Below are 23199 nucleotides of genomic sequence, written 5' to 3' on the forward strand. Positions count from 1 at the left end.
CGGACTCGACGGGAACCACGAAGCCGACCGCCACGCACGCGCCGGCCAGCGCCGCGCCCGTGACGGTACGCACGCCCCAGCGGCGTGCGTGGCGGTACGCGCGCATCACGCGCGCACTGCCAGCCCCCGAACGGCGCACGCCGGACGCGCGCGCCGCCAACGCTTCAGGCATTCGCCTCCCCTACCTCCTCGGCGCGATGGCAAGCCACGCGCCGGCCGTCGACGTCGCGCAGTTGCGGCTCCTCGGCGCGGCAGCGCTCGACCGCGTACGGGCAGCGCTGGTGGAACGCGCAGCCCGACGGCGGGTTGAGCGGCGACGGCAGCTCGCCCTGCAGCTTGATCTGCACGCGGCGGTCTTCCTCGAAGATCGCCGGCGTCGCCGACATCAGCGCACGCGTGTACGGATGGCGCGGCCGCGCGTAGATCGTCGCCTTGTCGCCGAGCTCGGCGACGCTGCCGAAGTACATCACCATCACGTCGTCCGCGACATGCTCGACCACCGACAGGTTGTGCGAGATGAACACGTAGCTCGTCTTGAACTGCTCCTGCAGATCCATGAACAGGTTCAGGATCTGCGCCTGGATCGACACGTCGAGCGCGGACACCGGCTCGTCGGCGACGACGATCCGCGGATCGAGGATCATCGCGCGCGCGATCGCGACACGCTGCCGCTGGCCGCCCGAGAACATGTGCGGATAGCGCTTCGCGTGCTCGGGCCGCAGGCCGACCGTGCGCATGATCTGCGCGACGCGCTGCGCGCGCTCGGCGGCCGTCAGGTTCGCGTTGATCTCGAGCGGCTCGGCGAGCGTCTGCTCGACGGTCTTGCGCGGGTTGAGCGACGCGAACGGGTTCTGGAACACCATCTGCACGCGACGGCGCAGGTCGGCGACCCGGTGGCGATCCGCGCCCGCGACGTCCTTGCCGTCGATCGACAGGTGGCCGGACGTCGGCGTCTCGATCATCGTCAGCTGCCGCGCGAGCGTCGACTTCCCGCAACCGGATTCGCCGACGACGGCGAGCGTCTTGCCGCGCTTGAGCGAAAACGACACGCCGTTGAGCGCCTTCACCGTGCCCTGGCCGAACATGCCGCGTTTCACCGAGTAGTGTTTCGCGAGCTGGTCGGCGACCAGGACGACATCCTCGTCGTGCGGCGCGCTCGTTTCGTGGACTGCGTTCATCGCGCGCCTCCCGTCAGGTCGAGGTTGGAAACATTGAGCGGCTTGATGCAGCGCGCGCGCATCGCATCGTTGCCGGACACCAGCGTGTCGAGCGCCGGCCGCGCCTTGCGGCAATCGTCGACGACATACTTGCAGCGCGGCGCGAACAGGCACCCGGACGGGCGATCATCGCGGCCGGGCACCATGCCGGGCAATGCGGCAAGGCGACGCGCCCCCTTATTGTGCTCGGGAATCGCCGCGAGCAGCGCTTCCGTGTACGGATGATGCGGCGCGCGGAAGATCTCGGGCACGCTGTTGGTCTCGATGATCTCGCCCGCGTACATCACCGCGACGCGCTGCGCGACCTCCGACACCACGGCCAGGTCGTGCGAGATCAGCACGAGCGCCATCCCGCGCTCCTTCTGCAGCTTCACGAGCAGATCCATGATCTGCGCCTGGATCGTCACGTCGAGCGCGGTGGTCGGCTCGTCGGCGATCAGCAGCTTCGGGTTGCACGCGACGGCCATCGCGATCATCACGCGCTGGTTCATCCCGCCCGACATCTGGTGCGGGAACGACGTGATGCGGTTCTTCGCATCGGGAATGCCGACCTGGTCGAGCAGTTCGAGCGCACGCCGGTTCAGCGCGTCGCCGCGCAGGCCTTCGTGCAGCTTCAGCACTTCCTTGATCTGGTAGCCGACCGTATAGCTCGGGTTCAGGCTCGTCAGCGCGTCCTGGAACACCATCGCGATGTCCTTGCCGACGATCTTGCGGCGCGCCTTCGGCGATGCCTTCAGCAGGTCGACGCCGTCGAACGTGACCTCGTCGGCCGTCACCTTGCCCGGCGCGTCGATCAGGCCCATCAGCGCCATCATCGTCACGCTCTTGCCCGAGCCCGATTCGCCGACGACGCCCACCACCTCGCCCGGCGCGATCGACATGTTGATCCGGTCGACGGCGGGCAGGCCGTTGAAGTTCACCGCGAGATTGCGGATGGTCAGAAGATTCTGGGTCATGTCACGCCATCCGTTTCAGTTTGGGATCGAGCGCGTCGCGCAGCCCGTCGCCGAGCAGGTTGATCGCAAGCACCGAAATCAGGATCGACAGGCCGGGCATCGTCACGATCCACCATGCGTTGTCGATGTAGTCGCGTGCGGACGCCAGCATCGCGCCCCACTCGGCCGTCGGCGGCTGAACGCCGAGACCGAGGAAGCCGAGTGCGGCCGCATCGAGGATCGCCGACGAGAAACCGAGCGTCGCCTGCACGATCAGCGGCGCCGTGCAGTTGGGCAGCACCTGCGAGAACATCAGGCGCAGCGTGCCGGCACCGGCCACGCGCGACGCCGTCACGTATTCCTTCTGCAGCTCGCCGAGCGCCGACGCGCGCGTGAGGCGCACATAGGCCGGCAGCGCGACGATTGCGATCGCGAACATCGTGTTGATGAGGCCCGGGCCGATGATCGCGACGACCGCGACCGCGAGCAGCAGCGACGGCAGCGCGAGCAGCACGTCCATGATGCGCATCACGGGCGTGTCGGCCCACTTCTGGAAGAACGCGGCGACGAGCCCGAGCACGATGCCGGGGATCAGCGCGAGCACGACCGACACGAAGCCGATCCAGAACGACATCCGTGCGCCGTACATCAGGCGCGAAAGAATGTCGCGGCCCGCTTCGTCGGTGCCGAGGATGAATTTCCAGTTGCCGCCATCGAGCCACGCGGGCGGGATCTTCACGTAGTCGCGGTATTGCTCGACCGGGCTGTGCGGCGCGATCAGCGGCGCGAGGAGCGCGATCAGGATCAGCGTGAGCACGACGATGCCGGCGCCGACGGCGCCGCGGTTGCGCGAGAAGTTGGCCCAGAACTCGCGCAGCGCGAGCGCACGGCCGCCGGCCGGCGCGGTTTCGGTCGGCAGGGTGTTTTGCAGATTGCTCATGGGATTACCTCGTGTGGCGGATGCGCGGATTCAGCACGCCGTACAGCAGGTCGACGACCAGGTTCACGACGATCACGAGCGTCGCGATCAGCAGGATGCCGCCCTGGACGACCGGATAGTCGCGGCGGCCAATCGCATCGATCAGCCACTTGCCGACACCGGGCCACGAAAAGAGCGTCTCGGTCAGCACGGCGCCCGCGAGCAGCGTGCCGATCTGCAGGCCGATCACGGTGACGACCGGGATCAGTGCATTGCGCAGCGCATGCACGACGACCACGCGCGCGGGCGACAGCCCCTTCGCGCGGGCGGTGCGGATGTAGTCCTCGCGCAGCACTTCGAGCATCGACGAGCGCGTCATCCGCGCGATCACCGCGAGCGGGATCGTGCCGAGCACGATCGCGGGCAGGATCAGGTGGCTGACCGCCGACTTGAACGAGCCTTCGTCCGGCGCGAGCAGCGCGTCGATCAGCATGAAGCCCGTCGGATGCGGGAAGTCGTATTCGACGGCGATGCGCCCCGACACGGGCGTCCAGCCGAGGTATGACGAAAACACCATGATGAGGATCAGCCCCCACCAGAAGATCGGCATCGAATAGCCGGTGAGCGCGGTGCCCATCACGCCGTGGTCGACGACCGAGCCGCGCCGCAGCGCGGCGATCACGCCGGCCGGCAGCCCGACGGCGAGCGCGAACACGAGCGCGCACAGCGACAGCTCGACGGTCGCCGGGAAGCGCGCGAAGAACTCGCCCGCGACGCTCGTGTTGGTGATGATGGACGTGCCGAGGTCGCCATGCAGCGCACGGCCGATGTAGTGGAGGTACTGCATGGGCAGCGGCTGGTCGAGCCCGAGGCGTTTCATCGCCTCCGCATGCATGGCGGGATCGACGCCGCGCTCGCCCATCATCACTTCGATGGGGTCGCCCGGTATCAGGTGAATCAGCGCAAACGCCAGGATGGTGATGCCGATGAAAGTCGGGATCACCATGCCCACGCGGCGCAACACGAATGTGAACATGATGCGTCTCGTATTTTCTTGTGGGAAATGTGCGACCGGCGACGGGAAGCTCGTGGCCTCCCGCCGCCGGATGAATTACCGGTTTCGGTCTTCGTAGACAGCTTACGCCGGTCGTATTACTTCACGCCGACACCGTCGAAGCGTGCATAGCCGAGCGGCTCGATACGCATGTCAACGACGTTCTTGCGCACCGGCTGGTAGACCGTCGAGTTCGCGATCGGCGAGAACGGCAGCTGCTGCGCGAAGATCTGCTGTGCCTGCATGTAGAGCTTCGTGCGCGCGTCCTGGCCCGTCGTCGTGCGGCCCTTCTGGACCAGCTCGTCGAACGGCTTGTAGCACCAGTGCGAGAAGTTGTTGCCCTTGATCGCTTCGCAGCCGAGCAGCGTGCCGAGCCAGTTGTCGGGGTCGCCGTTGTCGCCCGTCCAGCCGATCAGCATCGTGTCCTGCTCACCCGTGTGCGCGCGCTTGATGTACTCGCCCCACTCGTACGTGACGATCTTCGCCTTCACGCCGATCTTCGCCCAGTCGGCCTGGATCATCTCGGCCATCAGGCGGGCGTTCGGGTTGTACGCGCGCTGCACGGGCATCGCCCACAGCGTGATCTCGAAACCGTTCGCATAACCGGCCTTCGCGAGCAGCGCCTTCGCCTTCGCGGTGTCGTTCGCGGCCATCTTCAGGTTCTTGTCATACGACCATTGGGTCGGCGGCATCGGCGCGCTGGCGGCCTGGCCGGCACCCTGGTAGACGGATTCGAGAATCGCCTTCTTGTTGATCGCCATGTCGAGCGCCTGACGCACCTCGAGCTTGTCGACCGGCTTGTGCTCAACGTTGTACGCGAGGTAGCCGAGGTTGAAGCCCGCCTGCGACGGCATGTCGACGCCCGAATCGGCCTTCAGCGTCGCGATGTCGGCCGGACGCGGATAGCTCATCACCTGGCATTCGTTGCGCTTGATCTTCTGCACGCGCACGCCCGGATCCGGCGTGATCGAGAAGATCAGCTTCGAGATCTTCACTTCGCCCTTCTTCCAGTAATCAGGATTGCCGTCGAATCGGATCGTCGCGTCCTTCGTGTAGCTGCGGAAGATGAACGGACCCGTGCCGACCGGCTTCTGGTTGATGTCGGCGGCCTTGCCGGCCTTCATCAGCTGGTCGCCGTATTCGGCCGACAGGATCGACGCGAATTCCATCGCCATGTTCTGGATGAACGGCGCGTTCGGCTCGGCCAGCGTGAACTTCACCGTGTACGGATCGACCTTCTCGACCTTCGTGATCAGCTTGTCGAGGCCCATGTCCGTGAAGTACGGGAACGACACCGGATACGCCTTGCGGAACGCCTGGTTCGGGTCGAGCATGCGCTGGAACGAGAACAGCACGTCGTCCGCGTTGAATTCACGCGTCGGCTTGAAGAAGTCGGTCGTGTGGAACTTCACGCCGTGGCGCAGGTGGAACGTGTACACCTTGCCGTCGGGCGATACGTCCCATTTCTCGGCGAGCCCCGGCTCGACCTTGGTGCCGCCGCGCTCGAATTCGACGAGACGGTTGTAGACGGTGAACGTGGCGGCGGTGAAATCGACGCCGGTCGTAAATTGCGCGGAATCGAAACCCGCCGGGCTGCCTTCTGAGCAGTAGACGAGCGTTTTGTTCGGGATCTGTGCGAATGCAGAGCCCGCGACGCCGAGCGATGCCGCTGCCACGCCTGCAATGGCGGTAACACGCAGGGTGTGCAACAGACGGTTGTATTCCATGTTTCCTCCAGGTCTCCAGATCGGAACCGGTCCCGCCAGGGGCCGGTGTACGCGGATATTACTTGAGCTAACGATAGTGCAACAAGCTGGAGAAAAAACTCTTCTAGACACGCACGCGCGGGTTTTTGCGGATGTATCGCGCCGGCGAAAAATGCGAAAACGCGCGCGAGCGACAGTTCCGTTCATCCCGCGCAAGTTTCCTTCGACCACTAAACAATTCGGGCGCGAATGCGAACGCGAACCGCGACGTTTTCCGCGTCGGGCAGCACATCATTGCGTTTTGCGAAACGATCCGATGACGCGCCCGTAGGCCATCAGGCCGGCGCGTCGAGGTCGGCGCTGCGCGCGGGCACGAACGCGACCGCGACGATCGACAGCGCGAGCCCCGCCATCACGTAATAGGTCGGCGCGAGCGGCGTGCCCGTGACCTTGATCAGCCACGTGACGATGAACTGTCCGAAGCCGCCGAACAGCATCACCGCGACGTTGTAGGCGATCGACAGCCCGGTCGAGCGCACGTTGGCCGGGAACAGCTCGGCGATCATCGCGCCGAACGGCCCGTAATAGCCGGCGAGCGTCACCGACAGCACGGCCTGCACCGCGATCAGCCGCCCGATGCTCGGCGCCGCGTCGAGCCATGCGAACAGCGGATACATCAGCGCGAGCGTCAGCACGAGCGACCACAGCGACAGCCCCTTGCGGCCGATGCGGTCCGACCACGCGCCCGCGACCGGCGACAGCACCATCAGCAGCAGGTTGCCGACGATCACCGCATAGAACGATTCGGCGTAGGGCAGCTTCAGCTGCTTCACCGCGAAGGTCGGCAGATAGCTGATCAGCACGTAGATCGTCACCGTCAGCGCGATCACCGAGCCGAGCCCGCACAGCACCTCGCGCGGGTGGCGCGTGAACACGTCGCCGAGCGTCGCGCGGGGCGCGCTCTGCTGCGCATGCAGGAACGCTTCAGAATCGGCGAGATGGCGGCGGATGTAGAAACCGATCGGGCCGATCACGAGCCCGAGGACGAACGGCACGCGCCAGCCCCAGCTGTGCAGCGCGTCGTGCGACAGCCCGCGCGTGACGGCCGCGCCGACGAGCGCGCCGATCAGCAGCGCGGCCGCCTGGCTCGCCATCTGCCAGCTGCCGTAGAAACCGCGCTTCGAGAACGGCGCGGCCTCGATCAGCAGCGCCGTCGCGCTGCCGAATTCGCCGCCCGCGGAGAAGCCCTGCAGCAGGCGGCCGAGCACGATCAGGATCGGGCCGCCGATGCCGATCGCCGCATACGGCGGCGCGATCGCGAGCAGGAAGATGCCGGCGGTCATCAGCAGGATCACGAGCGACAGCGCGGCCTTGCGGCCGGCGCGGTCCGCGTACAGCCCGAACATGATGCCGCCGATCGGGCGCATGAAGAACGCGACGCCGAACGTCGCGGTGGTCAGGAGCAGCGACGAATATTCGCTGGAGGTCGGGAAGAACAGCTCGGCGATCACGACCGTCATGAAACCGAACACCGTGAAGTCGTACCACTCGAGCGCATTGCCGATCACGGCAGCCGCGACCGCACGCCGGTTCAGCGCACGCTCGGGCCGGATCGTTTTCGTTGAATTCGCAATCGTCGCCATGCTGCCTCGTCCTCGTGAATTCGCCGTGTCGGCCGGCGCGGCACGCGGTGTGCCGCAGCGCGCTGGTTTGCAGCGAGTGTAGAAAGCGACGGAACCGTTTTCAAGCAATAAAAACGCCCGCCATCTTTCGATGGCGGGCGTTTTGCGGTTTTCGCCACATTGCGGCATCGCACGATGCCGCCGCGGCCTCAACCCATCTTCGAGAATGCGCTGCACCAGCCCTTCGCCGACACCTGCTTGCCGGGGAAGGCACCGCACGGGCCCGAAGCCGAACCCTTCTTGCCCTGGTACAGCATGCAGGCCGCGCAATCCTGGCCCGCTGCGTATTTCGGGTACTTCGTCTTGTCGACCTTCGTGGCATCGGCCTTGTAGCCAAGCGCCACCGCGGTCGGATCGGTTTCCGACAGCATCGGCGCATCGGCCAGCGCTTCGCGCGACAGCGCCAGCGCGGAGACGACGCCAACGCTCGTAATCAGGAAACTCCGACGGGATGTTTTCATGGGGGACTCGCTCCAACGTTATCGGTTTGAAAGCTGTTCTGGCGACAGCCGTTCGACAGAATAACGCTCAAGCGAATAAATGTGCGCGCCGAAATCCTGGAGATAAGGGATTTCACACGGCCGGCGCGCACGCCGCGTCACCGGTAAGCCGCCATGTCGCCCACGCGCTGCGCGAGCGCGAGCGACGCGGTGAGCCCCGGCGACTCGATGCCGAACAGGTTCACGAGCCCGCGCACGCCATGCTGCGCGGCGCCCTGCACGATGAAGTCGGCCGGCGGCTCGCCGGGCCCCGCGAGCTTCGGCCGGATGCCCGCGTACGCCGGCTGCAGCGCGTCGTCGGGCAGGCCCGGCCAGAATGCGCGGATCGACGCGTAAAACGCGCTCGCGCGGGCCGGATCCACTTCGTAGCGCAGCGAATCGCACCATTCGACATCCGGCCCGAAGCGCGCCTGCCCGGCAAGGTCGAGCGTCAGGTGCACGCCGAGCCCCGCACGGTCGGGCATCGGGTAGATCAGGTGCGAGAACGGCGCACGGCCCGACAGGCTGAAGTAATTGCCGCGCGCGAGATAAAGCGGCGGCACCCAGCGCGGGTCGAGGCCGCGGGTGCGGCGCGCCAGCGCCTGCGCACCGAGGCCCGCGCTGTTGATCACGCAGGCGGCTTCGATCTCGGTCGGCGCATCGCCGCCCGTCCGAACGACGAAACGCCCGCCGCGCAGCACGTCGATCGATTCGACCGGGGATTTCAGCGCGCACACGGCGCCGTCGCGTTCCGCGGCGCCGAGCAGCGCGAGCATCAGCTGGTGGCTGTCGACGATGCCGGTGGACGGCGAGAACAGCGCCGCCACGCATTCGAGCGCGGGTTCGAGCGTCTGCGCCTCGGCATGCGTGAGCGGCAGCAGGTCGAGCACGCCGTTTTCGGCCGCGCGCGCAGCGATCGCCTTCAACTGCTTCACCTGCGCGGCGCTCGTCGCGACGAGCAGCTTGCCGGTACGCCGGTGCGGCACGTGATGCGTCTCGCAGAATTCGTACAGCAGGTCACGCCCGTGCACGCACGACATCGCCTTCAACGACCCGCGCGGATAGTAGAGCCCCGCGTGGATCACTTCGCTGTTGCGCGAGCTCGTGCCCGTGCCGATCGCATCGGCGGCCTCGAGCACGAGCGTGTCGCGCCCGCGTGCGGCCAGTTCGCGCGCAATCGCAAGACCGACCACGCCCGCGCCGATGACTACACAATCCATCTGCTCCATGACGTTTCGCGTCGCTAACGCGTCGAGGGGAGAGAAGAGAATTGTACGTCCCGGCTCATTCGCTTGCCGAACGGATGCGCATCGCACCGCCGCGGCGCGCGACGCGGCGTGCGGATCCCGTCGCCGTGCGCGCGCCGCCGGCTCAAAAGCCGATCGGTCGGCGCTTCGCGGCGCCCTCGTCGGCGCGGATGTCGCCCGGCGCGATCGCGTCGCGACCGTCGAGCCGCGCGGCGCCGAATGCATGCAGCAGCGCGCGGCGCATCGTGCGCGGCGGCGTCGCGGCCAGCACGTCGAGCGCGTCGTCGCCGAGCATCTCGGGGAAACGCCGCCCCCACGCATGCGACGTGCGGATCTCGTCGTAGATCGTCTGCGCGATCCGGCGCGCGCCGGCTGCATCGGGGGGCGCGATCTCGTACACGTTCATCCGGTTGAGCAGCGGCTCCGGAATCGCCTGCGCGTCGTTCGCGGTCGCGATCCAGATCACGTTGCCCGCATCGATCGGCACTTCCGCGAATTCGTCGACGAACGCGCGCGCGGTGTCGTGCTCGAGCAACGCATACAGCGCACCGAGCGGATCGTATTGCGCATCGCTGCCGGCCTTGTCGATCTCGTCGACCGCGATCACCGGGTTCGCGTAGCTGCCGTTCACCAGCGCCTCGAACACCTTGCCCGGCTTCGCGTTCTTCCATTGCGACGACGCGCCCGACAGGATCCAGCCGGCCGTCAGCGAACTCATCGGCACGTAGTGGTATGCGGTGCCGAGCAGTTGCGCGAGCGCCTTCGCGAAATGCGTCTTGCCGATGCCGGGCGGCCCGAGCAGCAGGATCGGCATCAGTTCGAGCCGGTCGTCCGTTTCGAGGCACAGCGCGACCTGCTTGCGCACGTCGCCGAGCGGCTCGGTGAAATTGGGCAACGCGTCGCCGAGCGTGTCGAACGACGGCATCCGGTTCGGCTTCACGCAAAAGCGCAGATTGCCGGTCTTGAGCATCCTCTCGTAGGTCGCGCGCAGTGCGTCGCTCGCGCTCTCGTTCAGGTCGCTCAGCGCGGTCTCGACCTGCTCGAGGTCGTACACCGTGCTGAAGGACGCCACCGCCAGTTCCTGTTTCACCATCGCCGTCGTCATACCAACCTCGCTGCCGCTTGCTGTCACACAACCATCAGACCCTTACGATTTCAGTGTAGCGGTCCCGTATCCGCACGCAAGCAAGCAGCCGCGCGAGTGTGCTGCTAACAGCCGGCGCGCGCTGCACGCCTGCGCACCGCGGCGTATGATCGTCGGTTCACCCACCCATTCAACCGCCGAGCCGGCCCTCGCCGACGGCGCCCGCGCGGCGCGTCGCGCCCGGTCCCGAAGGTATGCCGATGTCCGTCCCCACTGCCTCTGCGCGCGTCGATGCCGATGCGATCGGCGCCGTCGACGCGGCGCTCACGTCGCGCCGCGCGATCCGCGCGTTCCTGCCGACACCCGTGCCGCGCGACACGCTCGAGGCGATCCTCGAAGCCGCGAGCCGCGCGCCGTCGGGCACCAACATCCAGCCGTGGCGCGTGTACGTCGCGACGGGCGCCACGCGCGATGCGCTCGCCGCCGCGCTGAGCGCAGCCCACGACGATCCCGCGCGCGACGAGAAATACGTCGCCGAGTACGACTACTACCCGCGCGAATGGGTGTCGCCGTACATCGACCGGCGCCGCAAGGTCGGCTGGGACCTGTACGGCCTGTTGAACATCGGCCGCGACGAAAAAGCGCGCATGCACGCGCAGCACGCGCGCAACTTCCGTTTCTTCGATGCGCCGGTCGCGTTGTTCTTCACGCTCGATCGCGTGATGACGCACGGTGCATGGCTCGATTGCGGGATGTTCCTGCACGGCGTGATGACGGCCGCACGCGCACGCGGGCTCGATACCTGCCCGCAGGCCGCGTTCGTGCCGTTTCACCGGATCGTCGCCGAACATCTCGGCATTCCCGCCAACGAACAATTCATCTGCGGCATGTCGCTCGGCCATGCGGACCCCGACGCGATCGAGAACCGTCTCGTCACCGAGCGCGCGCCGGTCGCCGAGTTCGCGCGCTTTTTCGCTTGAAAACACGTGACGCGGCCCTACCTTTCGAAGAGGGCCACCTCGCGCGGCGAACCTGTCGCGGCGGGTCCTGTCACATCACGATCGAAATCGTTCGGGCGTAAGATGTGCGTCCGTTCCCCGCTATTCCGCGTTTCCGGAGACGTTTCATGCTGAAACACGGCCTGGCCGTCCTGCTCGCGAGCATCGCGCTCGCCGCCCATGCGCAGAGCCCCGCGCCGGCCTCCGTCGCGTGGGAGATCCAGGTGGTGCGCGACGGTCAGACGATCGACACGTTCCAGCAACGCACCACCGTGGGTCAGACCCGCACCGATACCCATCGTTATCCTTCCGCCGTGCCGGTCGGCTGCGGCAATGCCGCGCGCGTCGTGCCGACCGAGCGCTCGCGCTCGGTGACGGTCGCGCCGCTCGCGGTCGACGCAAGCGCGAACACGGTGTCGCTCGCGCTCGACGTGCAGGAAACGCTCGACGACGAGAACGCGACGCGCAGCGATCCGTGCGTGCCCGCATCGCCGCGGCAGATCGTCGCAAGCCACCCGGGCCTGTCGGTCGGTGGCGACACGTGGACCGACTGGACGCTCGTCGAGCAGCACCCGCACCTCGTGTACCGCGTGCGTGCGCACGTCGCAAAGGACTGAGCGTCATGTCCGCCGACGCCCTGTCCCTGCCGTTCGCCGAACCGCACGCCGCGCCCGACGAAATCACCGCGGTCAGCTGGAACCTGCACAAGGGCCGCTCGCCGCTCGGCTTCACCGCATGGAACGCGATGCGCAACTGGATGCAGTCGACGCACGCCGACGTGTATTTCCTGCAGGAAGCGATGGCACGCCGCATGCCGCGCCCCGTGCTCGCGCCCGGCTTCGGCGCGCAGATCGACGACGCGGTCGACGACGTGTGGCACTGCCAGGCCACCGAGATCGCGCATGCGCTCGACTGGCAGATCGCGCTCGGGCCGAACGTGTTCAAGCCGTCGTGGCGGCACGGCAACGCGATCCTGTCGCCGCATCCGCTCGACCTCGGCGGCCGCTGGGACATCTCCGCGCACCGCTTCGAGCGGCGCGGGCTGCTCGTCGCGCGTGCAACGCTCGCCGGCGCGCGCCCGGTCACGCTGCTGTGCGCGCACCTCGCGCTCACGCGCGCCGCGCGGCTGCGCCAGATGCACTGGATCGCGCACTGGATCGTGCGCAACGCGGGCGACGGCCCGCTGATGCTCGCCGGCGACTTCAACGACTGGCGCAACGATTCGGTCGCGCTGTTCGGCGAGATCGGGATGTCCGAGGTCGCGACGCTGCTCGGCGAATCGGGCCGCACGTTCCCCGCGTTCTCGCCGGCGCTCGCGCTCGACAAGATGTTCGTGCGCGGCCTGACGCCGCTCGAATGGCGCGCGCCGTCCGGCGAGGCCGCGTGGCTGTCGGACCACCTGCCGTACATCGCGCGCCTGCGCCTCGATCCACCATAACGATCCCGCTCGCGGTTCGATCACGTTCCGCTGAAGCACGACCGCGCGACGCACGTTACATTAACGGCTTGCCCATCCCGCCACCGCCCCGCCTCGGGGGCCGCGCCGCCATGTCCTACCTGCCGATCCTGCTGCAAATCGCCGTCGTTTATCTCGTCGCGGCGATCACACCCGGCCCGAATTTCTTCATGATTTCGCAACTGTCGCTCGCGGGGCGGCGCAGCCTCGGCGCCGCGTCGGCGCTCGGCGTCGGCACCGCGTCGGTTGCGTGGGCCACGCTCGCGATGCTCGGCCTCGCGGCCGTGCTGCACCAGGTCAAATGGCTGTACGAGGCGATCCGGATCGGCGGCGCCGTGTATCTCGTGTATTTCGGCTTCAAGCTGTTGCGCTCGGGCGTGCGCCGCGACGCGGCGCCGGCCGACGCACCGGACGAACGCGCGCCGCTGGCCGCGCCTCACGCGCGCGACTACCTGCGCGCCTATCGCAGCGGCCTGTTCACCTGCCTGACGAACCCGAAATCGTGTGCGTTCTGGACCAGCGTGTTCGCGGCGATGCTGCCCGCGCACGTGCCGCTGTGGTTCAACGGCGCGGTGCTGGTAACGATCGGCGTGCTGTCGGCCGGCTGGTATTCGTGCGTCGCGTACCTGTTCGCAAGCCCGCGCGCGCAGCGCGGCTACCGGCGCGTGCGGCGCCCGCTCGACGCGCTGTGCGGGGTAGCGCTCGTCGGCCTCGGCGCGAAACTCGCGGCCGATCGCTGAAAGCAATTTGAAATAATACGTTGCGCCAAATCCGCGCCACCACGGGGGTCAAGCCCGCGATCAGCGCCAACAGGGTAAAATAACCAGTTCGTCAATCGTCTGTCATCGAGAAGGCGCGTGTCCGACGCGCCGGCCGGCCGATCCGCGATCGGGCCGTCGCACTCGGTTTTTTTGCCCGTTTTTGGGCCCGTTACACGCGTTCGCCACGCGCGTCCGTTTTCAAAGCCATGAGCAAATACGACACCGCCACCGTCCAATCCGTCCACCACTGGACCGACACGCTTTTCAGCTTCACCTGCAGCCGTGAGGCGAGCCTGCGCTTCAACAACGGCGAATTCACGATGGTCGGCCTCGAGGTCGACGGCAAGCCGCTCGCGCGCGCCTACTCGATCGTCAGCCCGAACTACGAAGAGCATCTCGAATTCTTCAGCATCAAGGTGCAGAACGGCCCGCTGACGTCGCGCCTGCAGCACCTGAAGGTCGGCGACACGGTGCTGATCGGCAAGAAGCCGACGGGCACGCTCGTCGCCGACAACCTGCTGCCGGGCAAGACGCTGTGGATGCTGTCGACCGGCACGGGCCTCGCGCCGTTCATGTCGATCATCCGCGATCCGGACATCTACGACCGCTTCGACAAGGTGATCCTGACGCACACGTGCCGCCTGAAGGGCGAGCTCGCGTACATGGACTACATCAAGCACGACCTGCCGGGCCACGAGTACCTGGGCGACATCATCAAGGAAAAGCTCATCTACTACCCGACGGTCACGCGCGAAGCGTTCGACAACGAAGGCCGGATCACCGACCTGATCGCGACGGGCAAGCTGTTCACGGATCTCGACGTCCCGCCGTTCTCGCCGGAAAACGACCGCGTGATGCTGTGCGGCAGCACCGCGATGCTGAAGGACACGACCGACCTGCTGAAGCAGGCCGGCCTCGTCGAAGGCAAGAACAGCGCACCGGGCCACTACGTGATCGAGCGCGCATTCGTCGACTGATCCGCCCCCTAAATTTGTGCGGCATCAAGAACCGGAGCAAAAGCTCCGGTTTTTTTTCGTCCCCACTTGGCGAATTCGTAACAAACTGGGACCATTCCATCTCAAATAGTTACATTTGGATACGTCATCGGCCGGTGCTCGGGTGTCAGTGTTTTTCCTACAACACGTTCACGCCGATTATTCACATTTACCCTTAAATGTCCGCCCGACATGACGTTTTCAGAAATTTTGAGATATTATTCGCCGCGCGTGGTTGCCGTTCGGATGACAGTGGAAGGGTCGGATGCAAGTGTTACAAGACGTAACTTTTGTTACCTCGGTAGGGGGCGATTCTCTGGCGGCGACCGTCATCGAAACGGCAGCCGATCCACGCAGCCAACCGGTGTCTGAACCGCTTTCTGACAGCAGGGAGAGTCATGGATACGTCGCTTAACGCGCCCGCGGGCGCCCACGCCCCGTTCCCGTCGCGGCAGCTCGTGCACAGCGGCGCCGCTACTCCGCCCATTGCCAAAACCCCGTCGAAACGCGACGCATCCGCCGCGCGGATCGCGGCGCTGTCCGCCCAACTTCTGGCCGCCGACGAAGCCGCCCGCCGCCACCTGGCCGGCGAGCTGCACGACGGGCTCGGCGCCGAACTCACCGCCGCGCGTTTCGCGCTCGCAAACGTTCAAACGTGGCTGCCGGCCGATGCGCCGGACGGTTGTTTGCGTGCGCTGGAGCTGGCGCAGCAGGCGCTCGACGCCGCAACCGACGCCAATCGCCGGCTGATCGACGAGCGCGGCACGCCTGCACTCGACGCGGGCGTGGTCGGTGCACTGTCGTCGTGGGTCGACAGCCATGCGACGCGCACGGGCCTGCGCACGAGCTTCGTGTGCGCGGCCGACGCGCGCCTGACGCAGATCGCCGGCGCCAGTGCGCTCGCGGTGTTCCGCGTCGCGCAGGAAGCGTTGTCGAACGTCGCGAAACACGCGCGTGCCGCGTCAGTCGACGTACGGATCGCCACCGACGGCACGCATCTGTCACTGATTGTCTCCGATGATGGGACCGGTTTCTCGCGGTCCCGCCGCACCGGCTACGGCCTCGCCGGCATGCGCGCCCGCTGCGAGGCGTTCGGCGGCAGCTTCGAGACGGCCACGCCGGAAACCGGCCACGGCACGCGCGTCACCGCGCGCTTCGCGTGGGATTCGCTGCTCGCGGTGCCCGTCGCGGCACGCCGCGCGTCGCTTTCGTGAGGTCGCCATGAGCCTGAACATCCTGCTCGTGGACGATCACGCGATCGTCCGGCAAGGGATCCGCCAGTTGCTGCTCGACCGCGGCATCGCGCGCAACGTCACCGAGGCCGAGAACGGCGGCGACGCCATGGCCGCCGCCGACAAACAGGAATTCGACGTGATCCTGCTCGACATCTCGCTGCCGGACACGAACGGCATCGAGGTGCTCAAGCGCCTGAAGCGCAAGCTGTCGCGCACGCCCGTGCTGATGTTCTCGATGTATCGCGAGGACCAGTACGCGGTGCGCGCACTGAAGGCCGGTGCCGCCGGCTACCTGTCGAAGACGGTCAACGCCGCGCAGATGATCGGCGCGATCCAGCAGGTCGCGGCCGGCCGCAAGTACGTGAGCCCCGCGATGGCCGAGGCGCTCGCCGAATACGTGTCGTTCGAGAACGAACCGCTGCCGCACGAGAAGCTGTCCGATCGCGAATACCAGACGCTCTGCATGCTCGCGTCGGGCAAGCGGCTCACCGACATCGCGAACACGCTGTCGCTGTCCGTGAAGACGGTGAGCGTGTACCGGTCGCGGCTGCTCGAGAAGATGCGGCTGTCGAACAACGCGGAGCTGACGTTCTACGTGATGAGCAACCAGCTCGTCGACATGGCGCCCACGGCCGGCGCCTGATTCGCTTGATTCGCCCGAGACACCCGATTCGCCGGATTCAACGGCGCGGCGCGCGCCGCGTCGCCCTCAACCGCCGCCCGTCTTGCGCGCAAGCGCTTGTTTTCTCGGACGATTCCGCGACGCGCCGCTGCATCGCAGCGGGTCTTGTTCGCCAAATCGGCTAAAATTACGGGTTTTCACTCAGTCAGCGCCGCCGCGCTCGCGCGCGCTGGCGATTCATCCGCAATGTCCCTCTTCCGCAAGAAAAACGTCGATCGCATGATCGCCGGCGCACACGCCGCCGGGCTCAAGAAAGCGCTCGGCGCGATCGATCTCACCTTCCTCGGCATCGGCGCGATCATCGGCACCGGCATCTTCGTGCTGACCGGCACCGGCGCCGTGCAGGCCGGCCCCGCGCTGATGCTGTCGTTCGTGATCGCCGCGATCGCCTGCGGCCTCGCGGCGCTGTCGTACGCGGAGTTCGCATCGTCGATCCCCGTCGCCGGCTCGATCTACACGTATTCGTACGCAACGCTCGGCGAGCTCGTCGCGTGGATCATCGGCTGGGACCTGATGCTCGAATACGGCCTCGCGGCGTCGGCCGTGTCGGTCGGCTGGTCGGGCTACCTGCAGTCGCTGCTGCAGGGCTTCGGGCTGTCGCTGCCGGCCGTGCTGACGGCGGCGCCCGGCGCGGTGCCGGGCGTCGTCACGTGGTTCAACCTGCCCGCGTTCCTCGTGATGCTCGTGATCACGACGCTGCTGTCGATCGGCATCCGCGAGTCGACCCGCATCAACAACATCATGGTGTTCATCAAGGTGTCGGTCGTGCTGCTCGTGATCGCGGTCGGCATCTTTCACGTGACGCCCGCGAACTGGAAGCCGTTCATGCCGCACGGCTGGAACGGCGTATTCGGCGCGGCGGCCGTGATGTTCTTCGCGTTCATCGGCTTCGACGCGGTGTCGTCGGCGGCCGAGGAAGTGAAGAACCCGAAGCGCGACCTGCCGATCGGCATCATCGCGTCGCTCGCGGTGTGCGCGGTGCTGTACGTGACGGTCGCCGCGGTCGCGACCGGCATCGTGCCGTCGGCCCAGTACGCGAACATCTCGCACCCGATCTCGTACGCGCTGCAGGTCGCCGGCGAGAACTGGGTCGCGGGCTTCATCGATCTCGGCGCGGTGCTCGGCATGCTGACCGTGATCCTCGTGATGAGCTACGGCCAGACGCGCGTGATCTTCGCGATGTCGCGCGACGGGCTGCTGCCGGCGACGCTGTCGCGCGTGCATCCGCGCTTCGCGACGCCGTTCCTGACGACCTGGCTCGTCGGCCTGTTCTTCGGGCTGATCGCCGCGCTCGTGCCGCTCAACGTGCTCGCCGAACTGATCAACATCGGCACGCTCGCGGCGTTCTCGATGGTGTCGATCGCGGTGCTCGTGCTGCGTCGCACGCACCCCGACCTTCCGCGCGCGTTCCGCTGCCCCGGCGTGCCGGTGGTACCGATTCTCGCGGTCGCGTCGTGCCTGTTCCTGATGCTGAACCTGCAGCCCATCACGTGGGCCGCGTTCGGCATCTGGCTCGTGATCGGCCTCGTGATCTACTTCCTGTACTCGCGGCATCACTCGAAGCTCGCGCACGGTCACGAAGACGCGCACTGATCGCCGCCGTGCCGCACGCGGCACGGTGCGCACCCGCGGGGCCGGATACCGGCCTCGCACCCTCCCCACCCTTCCATCGTTCGTCACGTCGCCACGTTGCGTTTCCTGCAACGATTCGTGCGGCAATTCCCATTCTCACCGATCGTTTTCCGAATACCGATATATTCGATTCGGATCAGCACATCAATCGATTAAAAATGTAATTAGATTGAATTAGATATGAATAGAAGAAAATAATCTCGCGATCGATGTTGAACTCTTGCATTCGTCAAACTAGTATTCAGGTCGGCCGAGCGCACACACCCGCCCAGCCTTGATCAGACGGGGAAGACGCCGCAGCAGGGGCGCGGCGCGATGCAATCGATTTCATCGAATCGCTTTTTCATTAAACAGAAATTCATTGCGCGCTCGCAAACGAATTTTCAGCACATTTTTAATTAAGAAAAACCGAAACCGGATAACCCGGTCGCTGGTATTGAATTGCCTCCTTCCGGAGGCATGTTGCAGCACCTGTCCGAAGTTCAACAAGAATCTGAGAGGTCTGTCATGAGCAATACATTGGTTAACGTCACGGCGAAGGTCGAAATCAACGCCGCCAACAAGACGATCAGCGAGCTCAAGGATTATCAGAGCAGGAACTGGGCGATCGGGCTGAACGGGGATACGCTGGCGCCGGATGGTTTCCTGTCCTTCTTCACCGAACGCAACCTGCCATTCAGCTACTACGTGCGTGCGCGAGGCGTTTCGGTCGGCGAGCCGAGCGCATACCAGGCGAACATCGAGACGCTCACACACCACATCGCCGCGATTCGCGCATCGGAGACGAACGCGGTCAACGCAACGATCCGCGATCTCGAGCTGTACAAGTCGAAGAACTGGGCAATCGGCCTGAACGGCACGACGCTGCAGCCGGACAATTTCCTCCCGTTCTTCGGCACCCGCTCGGTGCCGTTCGAGTACTACGTGCGTAGCGGCGGCGTCGAGCTCGGCTCGTCGAGCGCGTACGACACCGACATTAGCAACCTGAAGAAGTACCTGGGCTCGCTCTGACGCATCACCCCGCCGGGCGGATCCGCCCGCCCGGCAACGCACCAGCGCGCCTCGCCCGGACCGGCCCGGGCGGGGCGCCGACCGGCTCCTCTACGGGTCTCGCCTTCGGATCGCGCGCCCGCCATCCGCGCCACCCCGCCTTCCCGCGTCGCAGCTTCCCTGCTCGCCCCCCTTCCTGCACGCTTGCGCCGGGCGGTTCATAATTCCGCCATCGAACGACGGACCGCCAGGCCCGTCCTGTAACTGGAAACCGATGATGGAAAGTGTGGATCTCGACGTGCTGAAGACGAGCGCGCGCTGGCTCGAGGAAGGGCGCCGCGTACTGCTCGTCACGGTCGTGAAAACGTGGGGCTCGTCGCCGCGCCCCGAAGGCGCGACGCTTGCGGTGCGCGAGGACGGGCTCGTGGTCGGCTCCGTGTCCGGCGGGTGCATCGAGGACGACCTGATCGCCCGCGTGCACGCGAGCGGAATCGCGGCCGATGCGCGCCCTGAAGCGCTCAAGTACGGCGTGACGGCCGAGGAAGCACACCGCTTCGGGCTGCCGTGTGGCGGCACGATCCAGCTCGTGCTCGAGCCGCTCACGCGCGACAGCGGGATTGCCGCGCTGTGCGCGGAAGTCGAGGCCGGCCGCCTCGTCACGCGCACGATGACGCTCGCGACCGGCCGTGCGTCGCTGTCGCCCGCGCAGGCGACCGACGGACTCTCGTTCGACGGCGAGCGGCTCATGACGATCCACGGGCCGCGCTACCGGATGCTCGTGATCGGTGCCGGCCAGTTGTCGCGCTATCTGTGCCAGATCGCGGTCGGGCTCGACTACCAGGTGACGGTGTGCGATCCGCGCGAGGAATACACGGATGCGTGGGACGTGCCGGGCACGCGCGTCGTGCGCACGATGCCGGACGATACGGTGCTCGATATGAAGCTCGATGCGCGCTCGGCCGTGATCGCGCTCACGCACGATCCGAAGCTCGACGATCTCGCGCTGATGGAGGCGTTGAAGACGCCCGCGTTCTACGTGGGCGCGCTCGGCTCGCGGCGCAACAACGCGGCACGGCGCGAACGGCTGCGAGAATTCGACCTGAACGAAGCGGAACTGGGCCGGTTGCACGGGCCGGCCGGCATCTACATCGGCAGCCGGACGCCGCCGGAAATCGCGATCTCGATCCTGGCCGAAATTACCGCCGCGAAGAACAACGTGTCGCTGCCGACGATCCTGCAGGTCGAGGGCGCGAAAGCCGCTCGGGAGATCGCGGCGAACAGCGGCGCGGCCTGCGGCCTCTGATCCGCACCGGCCGGCCGCTTCGGCCGCGCCGGATGCGCGGTTCGCGCCGGCGGCACGCCGGCGCGAGTGTCGATCAGGTCAGGCCGGCGGCAAGCGCCGCGGCGACCGAACCGACGACCAGCACGACGCCGACCGTGCGGCGCTTGTTCAGCTCGGTCCACAACAGCACACCCGTCAGCGACAGCAGGATCAGCGAGCCCGCGATCGTGTCCATCAGCAGCACCCAGCCGAGGTTCATCCCGACGCCGCGATGCAGGTTGTTCAGCGTCGTCAGGAACGTGTTGCCCGTGCGCTTCACCGACACGTAGCCATTGCCGACCCAGTATTCGGCCTGCAGGTTCTGGTGCGGCCCGAACAGGCCCATCTGCCAGTGCTCGGGCTGCATCACGCGCCGGTCGCCCCACGCAACGGCCTGCGCGGGCTCCTTGCGCATGCGGCCCGGCTTGCCGTCGAAATGCAGTTCCTGCTGCAGCCATTTCGTCATCGCGGCGGGTGTCTTCGGCACCGACGCCGGCAACGCGATCTGCATCTCCTCGACCTGCGGCTCGCCGGTCGAAATCTTCAGCGGCGGCGCGCGGTGGTTGAGCAGCACGCCCGTCACGCCGAACAGCAGCCCGAGCACCGCGCCCCACAGCCCGACCCAGCCGTGCACCTTGCGCAGCCACTTGATGAAGGTCGCCCGGCGCGAGCGCTGGCGGCGCGCGGCCAGTTCGTCGTCGCTCAGCGGGCGGGCCACCGGGCGCAATACGGTGACGCCTGCACGGGGCGGATTGATCGTTTCGGGCGCGTTCACGCGAAAGTATCCATTCGTTCAAAACAACGGGCGGCGCGCAGAAATCGCGCGCCGCCCGAGCAACATGAAAATGAGAATGGATATCATTACACAAATCAAATGCCGGCTCAATCCGTCCGGGGACGCAGTGGCGCGCTCGGCGAGCGAAGAAACGCAAACGAAGCGCGCACGTTGCACCACGATGGCGATCGGTAGACGACAAATGTCGACTAAATGACCATGCAAGGCCGAGACAGCATTTCGTAAGAAGCCGCGCGATGCCGGGCCGTTCAGCGCAGCGGCGGCAGCGGGAAACGCGGCACGGTGTCGTCCGGCCCGGGCTCGGTGCGATCGAGCGCGTACAGCCACGCGAGCAGATCCGCGACGGCCTGGTAGAGCTGCGGCGGAATGCGATCGTCGAGGTCGACCTGCATCAGCAGCGACACCATCTCCGGCGCCGTATGCACGTACAACCCCGCATCGTGTGCGCGCGCGACGATCATCTCGGCAAGCACGCCGTAACCCTTCGCGACCACGCGCGGCGCCGCATCGCCGCCTTTCGGGTCGTAGACGAGCGCGGCCGCGCGCTTGCGGGACGTCATGCTCATTGCCACGCCTCGTCGTCGGCGCCTGGCGCGCGCGGTGCCGGTCCGCCGGCCGCGCCGCGCGCATACGCGGCGGCGGCGGCCTGCGCGGCAAACAGGTCGAAACCGTCCGGCCCGTCGTCGACCGCGCGGATCGACAGCCCGCCAACCTGCAGCCCCGAGCCCTCGAGCCGCTGCCGCAGCGCGGCCTCGTGCCGCGCGAGGCGGTCGGCGCCCGTCTGGTTCGCCCGCAGCCGCGCGACGAGCTGCGTGCCGTTCAGCACCAGCTCCGCATCGACCGTGCCGAGCGACGGCAGCGTCAACGTCAGCCGCGTGCGCCAGGCGATGCCGTCGCCCGCGTCGTCGCCGCCGTGCGGCGCGTGGCTGCCCGGATCGTCGGGCTCGATCGTCCAGTCGAGCCGCGCGCCGGGCCACGCCTCGCCCGCCCAGCGGAACTGGTCGGTCGCGAGCGCGTCGAGCTGCTGCCGGACGATCGGCACGGCGGCCGGATGCACGGGCGCGAGCGTCTGCGCCTGCGGATCGGACGACGCGGCGGCCAGTTCGGCGCGCGCGGGCGTCCAGCGCGTGTCGGCACGCGCGTCGAGCAGATCGGCCGTGTCGTGCGGCAACGCCGCGCCCTGCCGGGCGGCCGCCGGCAAAGCCTGCGCGGGGTCGCGAGCCGGCGCGCCGCCTTGGGCCGGTGCGCCCGGTTGCGCGGCCGCCCGCGCGTTCGCGGGCAGCGGCAGGCGCTGTGCGAGCAGCTCGTCGAGCACATCGGTCGAGTCGTGCTGCGCGGCATCCGGGTCGATCGGCGCGAGCGTAGCGGTCAGGCGCGCCTGCGGCTCGCGCATCAGCGCCGCGAGCGGACGCTGGCCGGCCAGCCACTGCGCCAGATGGGATTCGTAGAAGAGGCCGCTCTCGCTCACGGCCTGCGCGAGCGCCGCGCGCAGCGCCGCGACCGGCGGCAACCCGGCCGCTTCGCGCGCAGCCTCGGCGGACGACGCCGCAGTGGACGACGCCGCTGCGGGAGCCGGCGTGGAAGGCGCGGCCGGATCGGACGCAGTCGGCGCGCGCGCCGGCACGGTCGTCTCGGTCAGCAGCACGGTGGGATCGGCCAGCAGCGGCGTGCGCCCGGCAATGACCGGCGTCGCATCGCCGCCCGCGCGCGAGATCGCGTCGAGCACGCGCCCGACATCGGACAGCGCGGTCTGCGTGGAAGCCGGCGGCGCGGCGGGCGGGCTGGCGGGCGCGGGCGAGGACGACGCGCCGGCACCCGGCGTGCCGACCTGCGCGGTCGCGCCGCCGCCGGCGGGCGCCGACACGGTGCCGGTCAGCAGGCTGTCGAGACGGCTCGCCAGCAGCGCGGCTGCAACGGGGTCGATACCGGTCATGATCGGAGCCTGCTCACCTCAGCCACATCGTTGCGAATCCGGGAACGGCACATCCGTGCCGCCCTCGGGAACAGCGC

The 23199-nt window shown here is 67.3% G+C and carries 22 protein-coding genes; 10 read left to right on the plus strand and 12 right to left on the minus strand.

Annotated elements, in window-relative coordinates; all coding sequences use genetic code 11:
- Positions 1-164 precede the first annotated feature (164 nt).
- The 9 genes from ACTRWB_RS24670 to ACTRWB_RS24710 all read right to left on the minus strand — a co-directional run bounded on the left by ACTRWB_RS24670 (position 165) and on the right by ACTRWB_RS24710 (position 10344).
- A complete protein-coding gene (locus tag ACTRWB_RS24670) occupies positions 165-1178 on the minus strand; it encodes a peptide ABC transporter ATP-binding protein (protein WP_129513189.1) in 1014 nt (337 codons plus the stop codon).
- Complete coding sequence (locus tag ACTRWB_RS24675; RefSeq protein WP_129513190.1) at positions 1175-2173, minus strand: ABC transporter ATP-binding protein; 999 nt, start codon at positions 2171-2173, stop codon at positions 1175-1177. Before ACTRWB_RS24675 ends, ACTRWB_RS24670 begins: the two co-directional genes overlap by 4 nt.
- Position 2174: 1 nt before the next feature.
- Positions 2175-3092: an ABC transporter permease subunit gene (locus tag ACTRWB_RS24680; protein ID WP_129513191.1), complete on the minus strand. Its 918-nt coding sequence runs from the start codon at positions 3090-3092 to the stop codon at positions 2175-2177.
- Positions 3093-3096: 4 nt separating this feature from the next.
- Positions 3097-4107, minus strand: coding sequence for an ABC transporter permease subunit (locus ACTRWB_RS24685; protein WP_011353491.1), 1011 nt, complete (start codon positions 4105-4107; stop codon positions 3097-3099).
- A 116-nt stretch (positions 4108-4223) separates the two neighbouring features.
- Positions 4224-5852 (minus strand): ABC transporter substrate-binding protein, encoded by a 1629-nt coding sequence (locus ACTRWB_RS24690; protein ID WP_193099361.1) that lies wholly within the window; start codon positions 5850-5852, stop codon positions 4224-4226.
- 314 nt (positions 5853-6166) lie between these two features.
- On the minus strand, positions 6167-7474 hold the full coding sequence (locus tag ACTRWB_RS24695; protein ID WP_446903435.1) for an MFS transporter: 1308 nt from the start codon (positions 7472-7474) through the stop codon (positions 6167-6169).
- A 188-nt stretch (positions 7475-7662) separates the two neighbouring features.
- Positions 7663-7974, minus strand: a complete 312-nt coding sequence (locus ACTRWB_RS24700; protein ID WP_048248305.1) for a high-potential iron-sulfur protein — start codon at positions 7972-7974, stop codon at positions 7663-7665.
- A 137-nt stretch (positions 7975-8111) separates the two neighbouring features.
- Positions 8112-9221, minus strand: coding sequence for an NAD(P)/FAD-dependent oxidoreductase (locus ACTRWB_RS24705; protein ID WP_129513193.1), 1110 nt, complete (start codon positions 9219-9221; stop codon positions 8112-8114).
- 142 nt (positions 9222-9363) lie between these two features.
- Positions 9364-10344, minus strand: coding sequence for an AAA family ATPase (locus ACTRWB_RS24710; protein WP_129513194.1), 981 nt, complete (start codon positions 10342-10344; stop codon positions 9364-9366).
- Between the two features lie 239 nt (positions 10345-10583).
- Between ACTRWB_RS24710 and ACTRWB_RS24715 the strand changes: the two genes are divergently transcribed.
- The 10 genes from ACTRWB_RS24715 (at position 10584) to ACTRWB_RS24760 (ending at position 20375) form a co-directional block, all read left to right on the plus strand.
- Positions 10584-11303, plus strand: a complete 720-nt coding sequence (locus ACTRWB_RS24715; protein WP_412022854.1) for a nitroreductase — start codon at positions 10584-10586, stop codon at positions 11301-11303.
- 146 nt (positions 11304-11449) lie between these two features.
- Complete coding sequence (locus ACTRWB_RS24720; protein WP_446903436.1) at positions 11450-11938, plus strand: hypothetical protein; 489 nt, start codon at positions 11450-11452, stop codon at positions 11936-11938.
- A gap of 5 nt (positions 11939-11943) precedes the next feature.
- Positions 11944-12759, plus strand: coding sequence for an endonuclease/exonuclease/phosphatase family protein (locus tag ACTRWB_RS24725; RefSeq protein WP_129513197.1), 816 nt, complete (start codon positions 11944-11946; stop codon positions 12757-12759).
- A 110-nt stretch (positions 12760-12869) separates the two neighbouring features.
- Positions 12870-13517 (plus strand): LysE family translocator, encoded by a 648-nt coding sequence (locus ACTRWB_RS24730; RefSeq protein WP_446903437.1) that lies wholly within the window; start codon positions 12870-12872, stop codon positions 13515-13517.
- Positions 13518-13744: 227 nt separating this feature from the next.
- Positions 13745-14515: a ferredoxin--NADP reductase gene (locus tag ACTRWB_RS24735; RefSeq protein ID WP_129513199.1), complete on the plus strand. Its 771-nt coding sequence runs from the start codon at positions 13745-13747 to the stop codon at positions 14513-14515.
- Positions 14516-14931: 416 nt separating this feature from the next.
- Positions 14932-15747, plus strand: a complete 816-nt coding sequence (gene rqpS, locus ACTRWB_RS24740) for a quorum system sensor histidine kinase RqpS (protein WP_419685467.1) — start codon at positions 14932-14934, stop codon at positions 15745-15747.
- 7 nt (positions 15748-15754) lie between these two features.
- Positions 15755-16411 (plus strand): response regulator transcription factor RqpR, encoded by a 657-nt coding sequence (gene rqpR / locus ACTRWB_RS24745; RefSeq protein ID WP_048248296.1) that lies wholly within the window; start codon positions 15755-15757, stop codon positions 16409-16411.
- A gap of 225 nt (positions 16412-16636) precedes the next feature.
- Positions 16637-18043 (plus strand): amino acid permease, encoded by a 1407-nt coding sequence (locus ACTRWB_RS24750; RefSeq protein ID WP_129513201.1) that lies wholly within the window; start codon positions 16637-16639, stop codon positions 18041-18043.
- A gap of 546 nt (positions 18044-18589) precedes the next feature.
- On the plus strand, positions 18590-19093 hold the full coding sequence (locus tag ACTRWB_RS24755) for a hypothetical protein (protein WP_048252171.1): 504 nt from the start codon (positions 18590-18592) through the stop codon (positions 19091-19093).
- A gap of 256 nt (positions 19094-19349) precedes the next feature.
- On the plus strand, positions 19350-20375 hold the full coding sequence (locus ACTRWB_RS24760; protein ID WP_343495017.1) for an XdhC family protein: 1026 nt from the start codon (positions 19350-19352) through the stop codon (positions 20373-20375).
- Positions 20376-20448: 73 nt separating this feature from the next.
- Here the strand turns inward: ACTRWB_RS24760 and ACTRWB_RS24765 are convergent, their stop codons facing one another.
- From ACTRWB_RS24765 to fliK, 3 genes are all read right to left on the minus strand, one after another.
- Complete coding sequence (locus ACTRWB_RS24765) at positions 20449-21168, minus strand: PepSY-associated TM helix domain-containing protein (RefSeq protein ID WP_193099365.1); 720 nt, start codon at positions 21166-21168, stop codon at positions 20449-20451.
- A 269-nt stretch (positions 21169-21437) separates the two neighbouring features.
- On the minus strand, positions 21438-21755 hold the full coding sequence (locus ACTRWB_RS24770; protein ID WP_343495019.1) for an EscU/YscU/HrcU family type III secretion system export apparatus switch protein: 318 nt from the start codon (positions 21753-21755) through the stop codon (positions 21438-21440).
- The gene (gene fliK / locus ACTRWB_RS24775; protein WP_446903438.1) at positions 21752-23122 is read right to left on the minus strand and encodes a flagellar hook-length control protein FliK; all 1371 of its coding nucleotides are present in this window, start codon (positions 23120-23122) and stop codon (positions 21752-21754) included. The genes ACTRWB_RS24770 and fliK overlap by 4 nt, the downstream gene beginning before the upstream one ends.
- Positions 23123-23199 lie beyond the last annotated feature (77 nt).

This window comes from Burkholderia sp. YIM B11467 (assembly GCF_052952715.1).

Coding starts and splice junctions, on each gene's coding strand:
- ACTRWB_RS24670 (WP_129513189.1), bottom strand. CDS start 1,178: ATGAACGCAGTCCACGAAACGAGCGCGCCGCACGACGAGGATGTCGTC.
- ACTRWB_RS24675 (WP_129513190.1), bottom strand. CDS start 2,173: ATGACCCAGAATCTTCTGACCATCCGCAATCTCGCGGTGAACTTCAAC.
- ACTRWB_RS24680 (WP_129513191.1), bottom strand. CDS start 3,092: ATGAGCAATCTGCAAAACACCCTGCCGACCGAAACCGCGCCGGCCGGC.
- ACTRWB_RS24685 (WP_011353491.1), bottom strand. CDS start 4,107: ATGTTCACATTCGTGTTGCGCCGCGTGGGCATGGTGATCCCGACTTTC.
- ACTRWB_RS24690 (WP_193099361.1), bottom strand. CDS start 5,852: ATGGAATACAACCGTCTGTTGCACACCCTGCGTGTTACCGCCATTGCA.
- ACTRWB_RS24695 (WP_446903435.1), bottom strand. CDS start 7,474: ATGGCGACGATTGCGAATTCAACGAAAACGATCCGGCCCGAGCGTGCG.
- ACTRWB_RS24700 (WP_048248305.1), bottom strand. CDS start 7,974: ATGAAAACATCCCGTCGGAGTTTCCTGATTACGAGCGTTGGCGTCGTC.
- ACTRWB_RS24705 (WP_129513193.1), bottom strand. CDS start 9,221: ATGGAGCAGATGGATTGTGTAGTCATCGGCGCGGGCGTGGTCGGTCTT.
- ACTRWB_RS24710 (WP_129513194.1), bottom strand. CDS start 10,344: ATGACGACGGCGATGGTGAAACAGGAACTGGCGGTGGCGTCCTTCAGC.
- ACTRWB_RS24715 (WP_412022854.1), top strand. CDS start 10,584: ATGTCCGTCCCCACTGCCTCTGCGCGCGTCGATGCCGATGCGATCGGC.
- ACTRWB_RS24720 (WP_446903436.1), top strand. CDS start 11,450: ATGCTGAAACACGGCCTGGCCGTCCTGCTCGCGAGCATCGCGCTCGCC.
- ACTRWB_RS24725 (WP_129513197.1), top strand. CDS start 11,944: ATGTCCGCCGACGCCCTGTCCCTGCCGTTCGCCGAACCGCACGCCGCG.
- ACTRWB_RS24730 (WP_446903437.1), top strand. CDS start 12,870: ATGTCCTACCTGCCGATCCTGCTGCAAATCGCCGTCGTTTATCTCGTC.
- ACTRWB_RS24735 (WP_129513199.1), top strand. CDS start 13,745: ATGAGCAAATACGACACCGCCACCGTCCAATCCGTCCACCACTGGACC.
- rqpS (WP_419685467.1), top strand. CDS start 14,932: ATGGATACGTCGCTTAACGCGCCCGCGGGCGCCCACGCCCCGTTCCCG.
- rqpR (WP_048248296.1), top strand. CDS start 15,755: ATGAGCCTGAACATCCTGCTCGTGGACGATCACGCGATCGTCCGGCAA.
- ACTRWB_RS24750 (WP_129513201.1), top strand. CDS start 16,637: ATGTCCCTCTTCCGCAAGAAAAACGTCGATCGCATGATCGCCGGCGCA.
- ACTRWB_RS24755 (WP_048252171.1), top strand. CDS start 18,590: ATGAGCAATACATTGGTTAACGTCACGGCGAAGGTCGAAATCAACGCC.
- ACTRWB_RS24760 (WP_343495017.1), top strand. CDS start 19,350: ATGGAAAGTGTGGATCTCGACGTGCTGAAGACGAGCGCGCGCTGGCTC.
- ACTRWB_RS24770 (WP_343495019.1), bottom strand. CDS start 21,755: ATGAGCATGACGTCCCGCAAGCGCGCGGCCGCGCTCGTCTACGACCCG.
- fliK (WP_446903438.1), bottom strand. CDS start 23,122: ATGACCGGTATCGACCCCGTTGCAGCCGCGCTGCTGGCGAGCCGTCTC.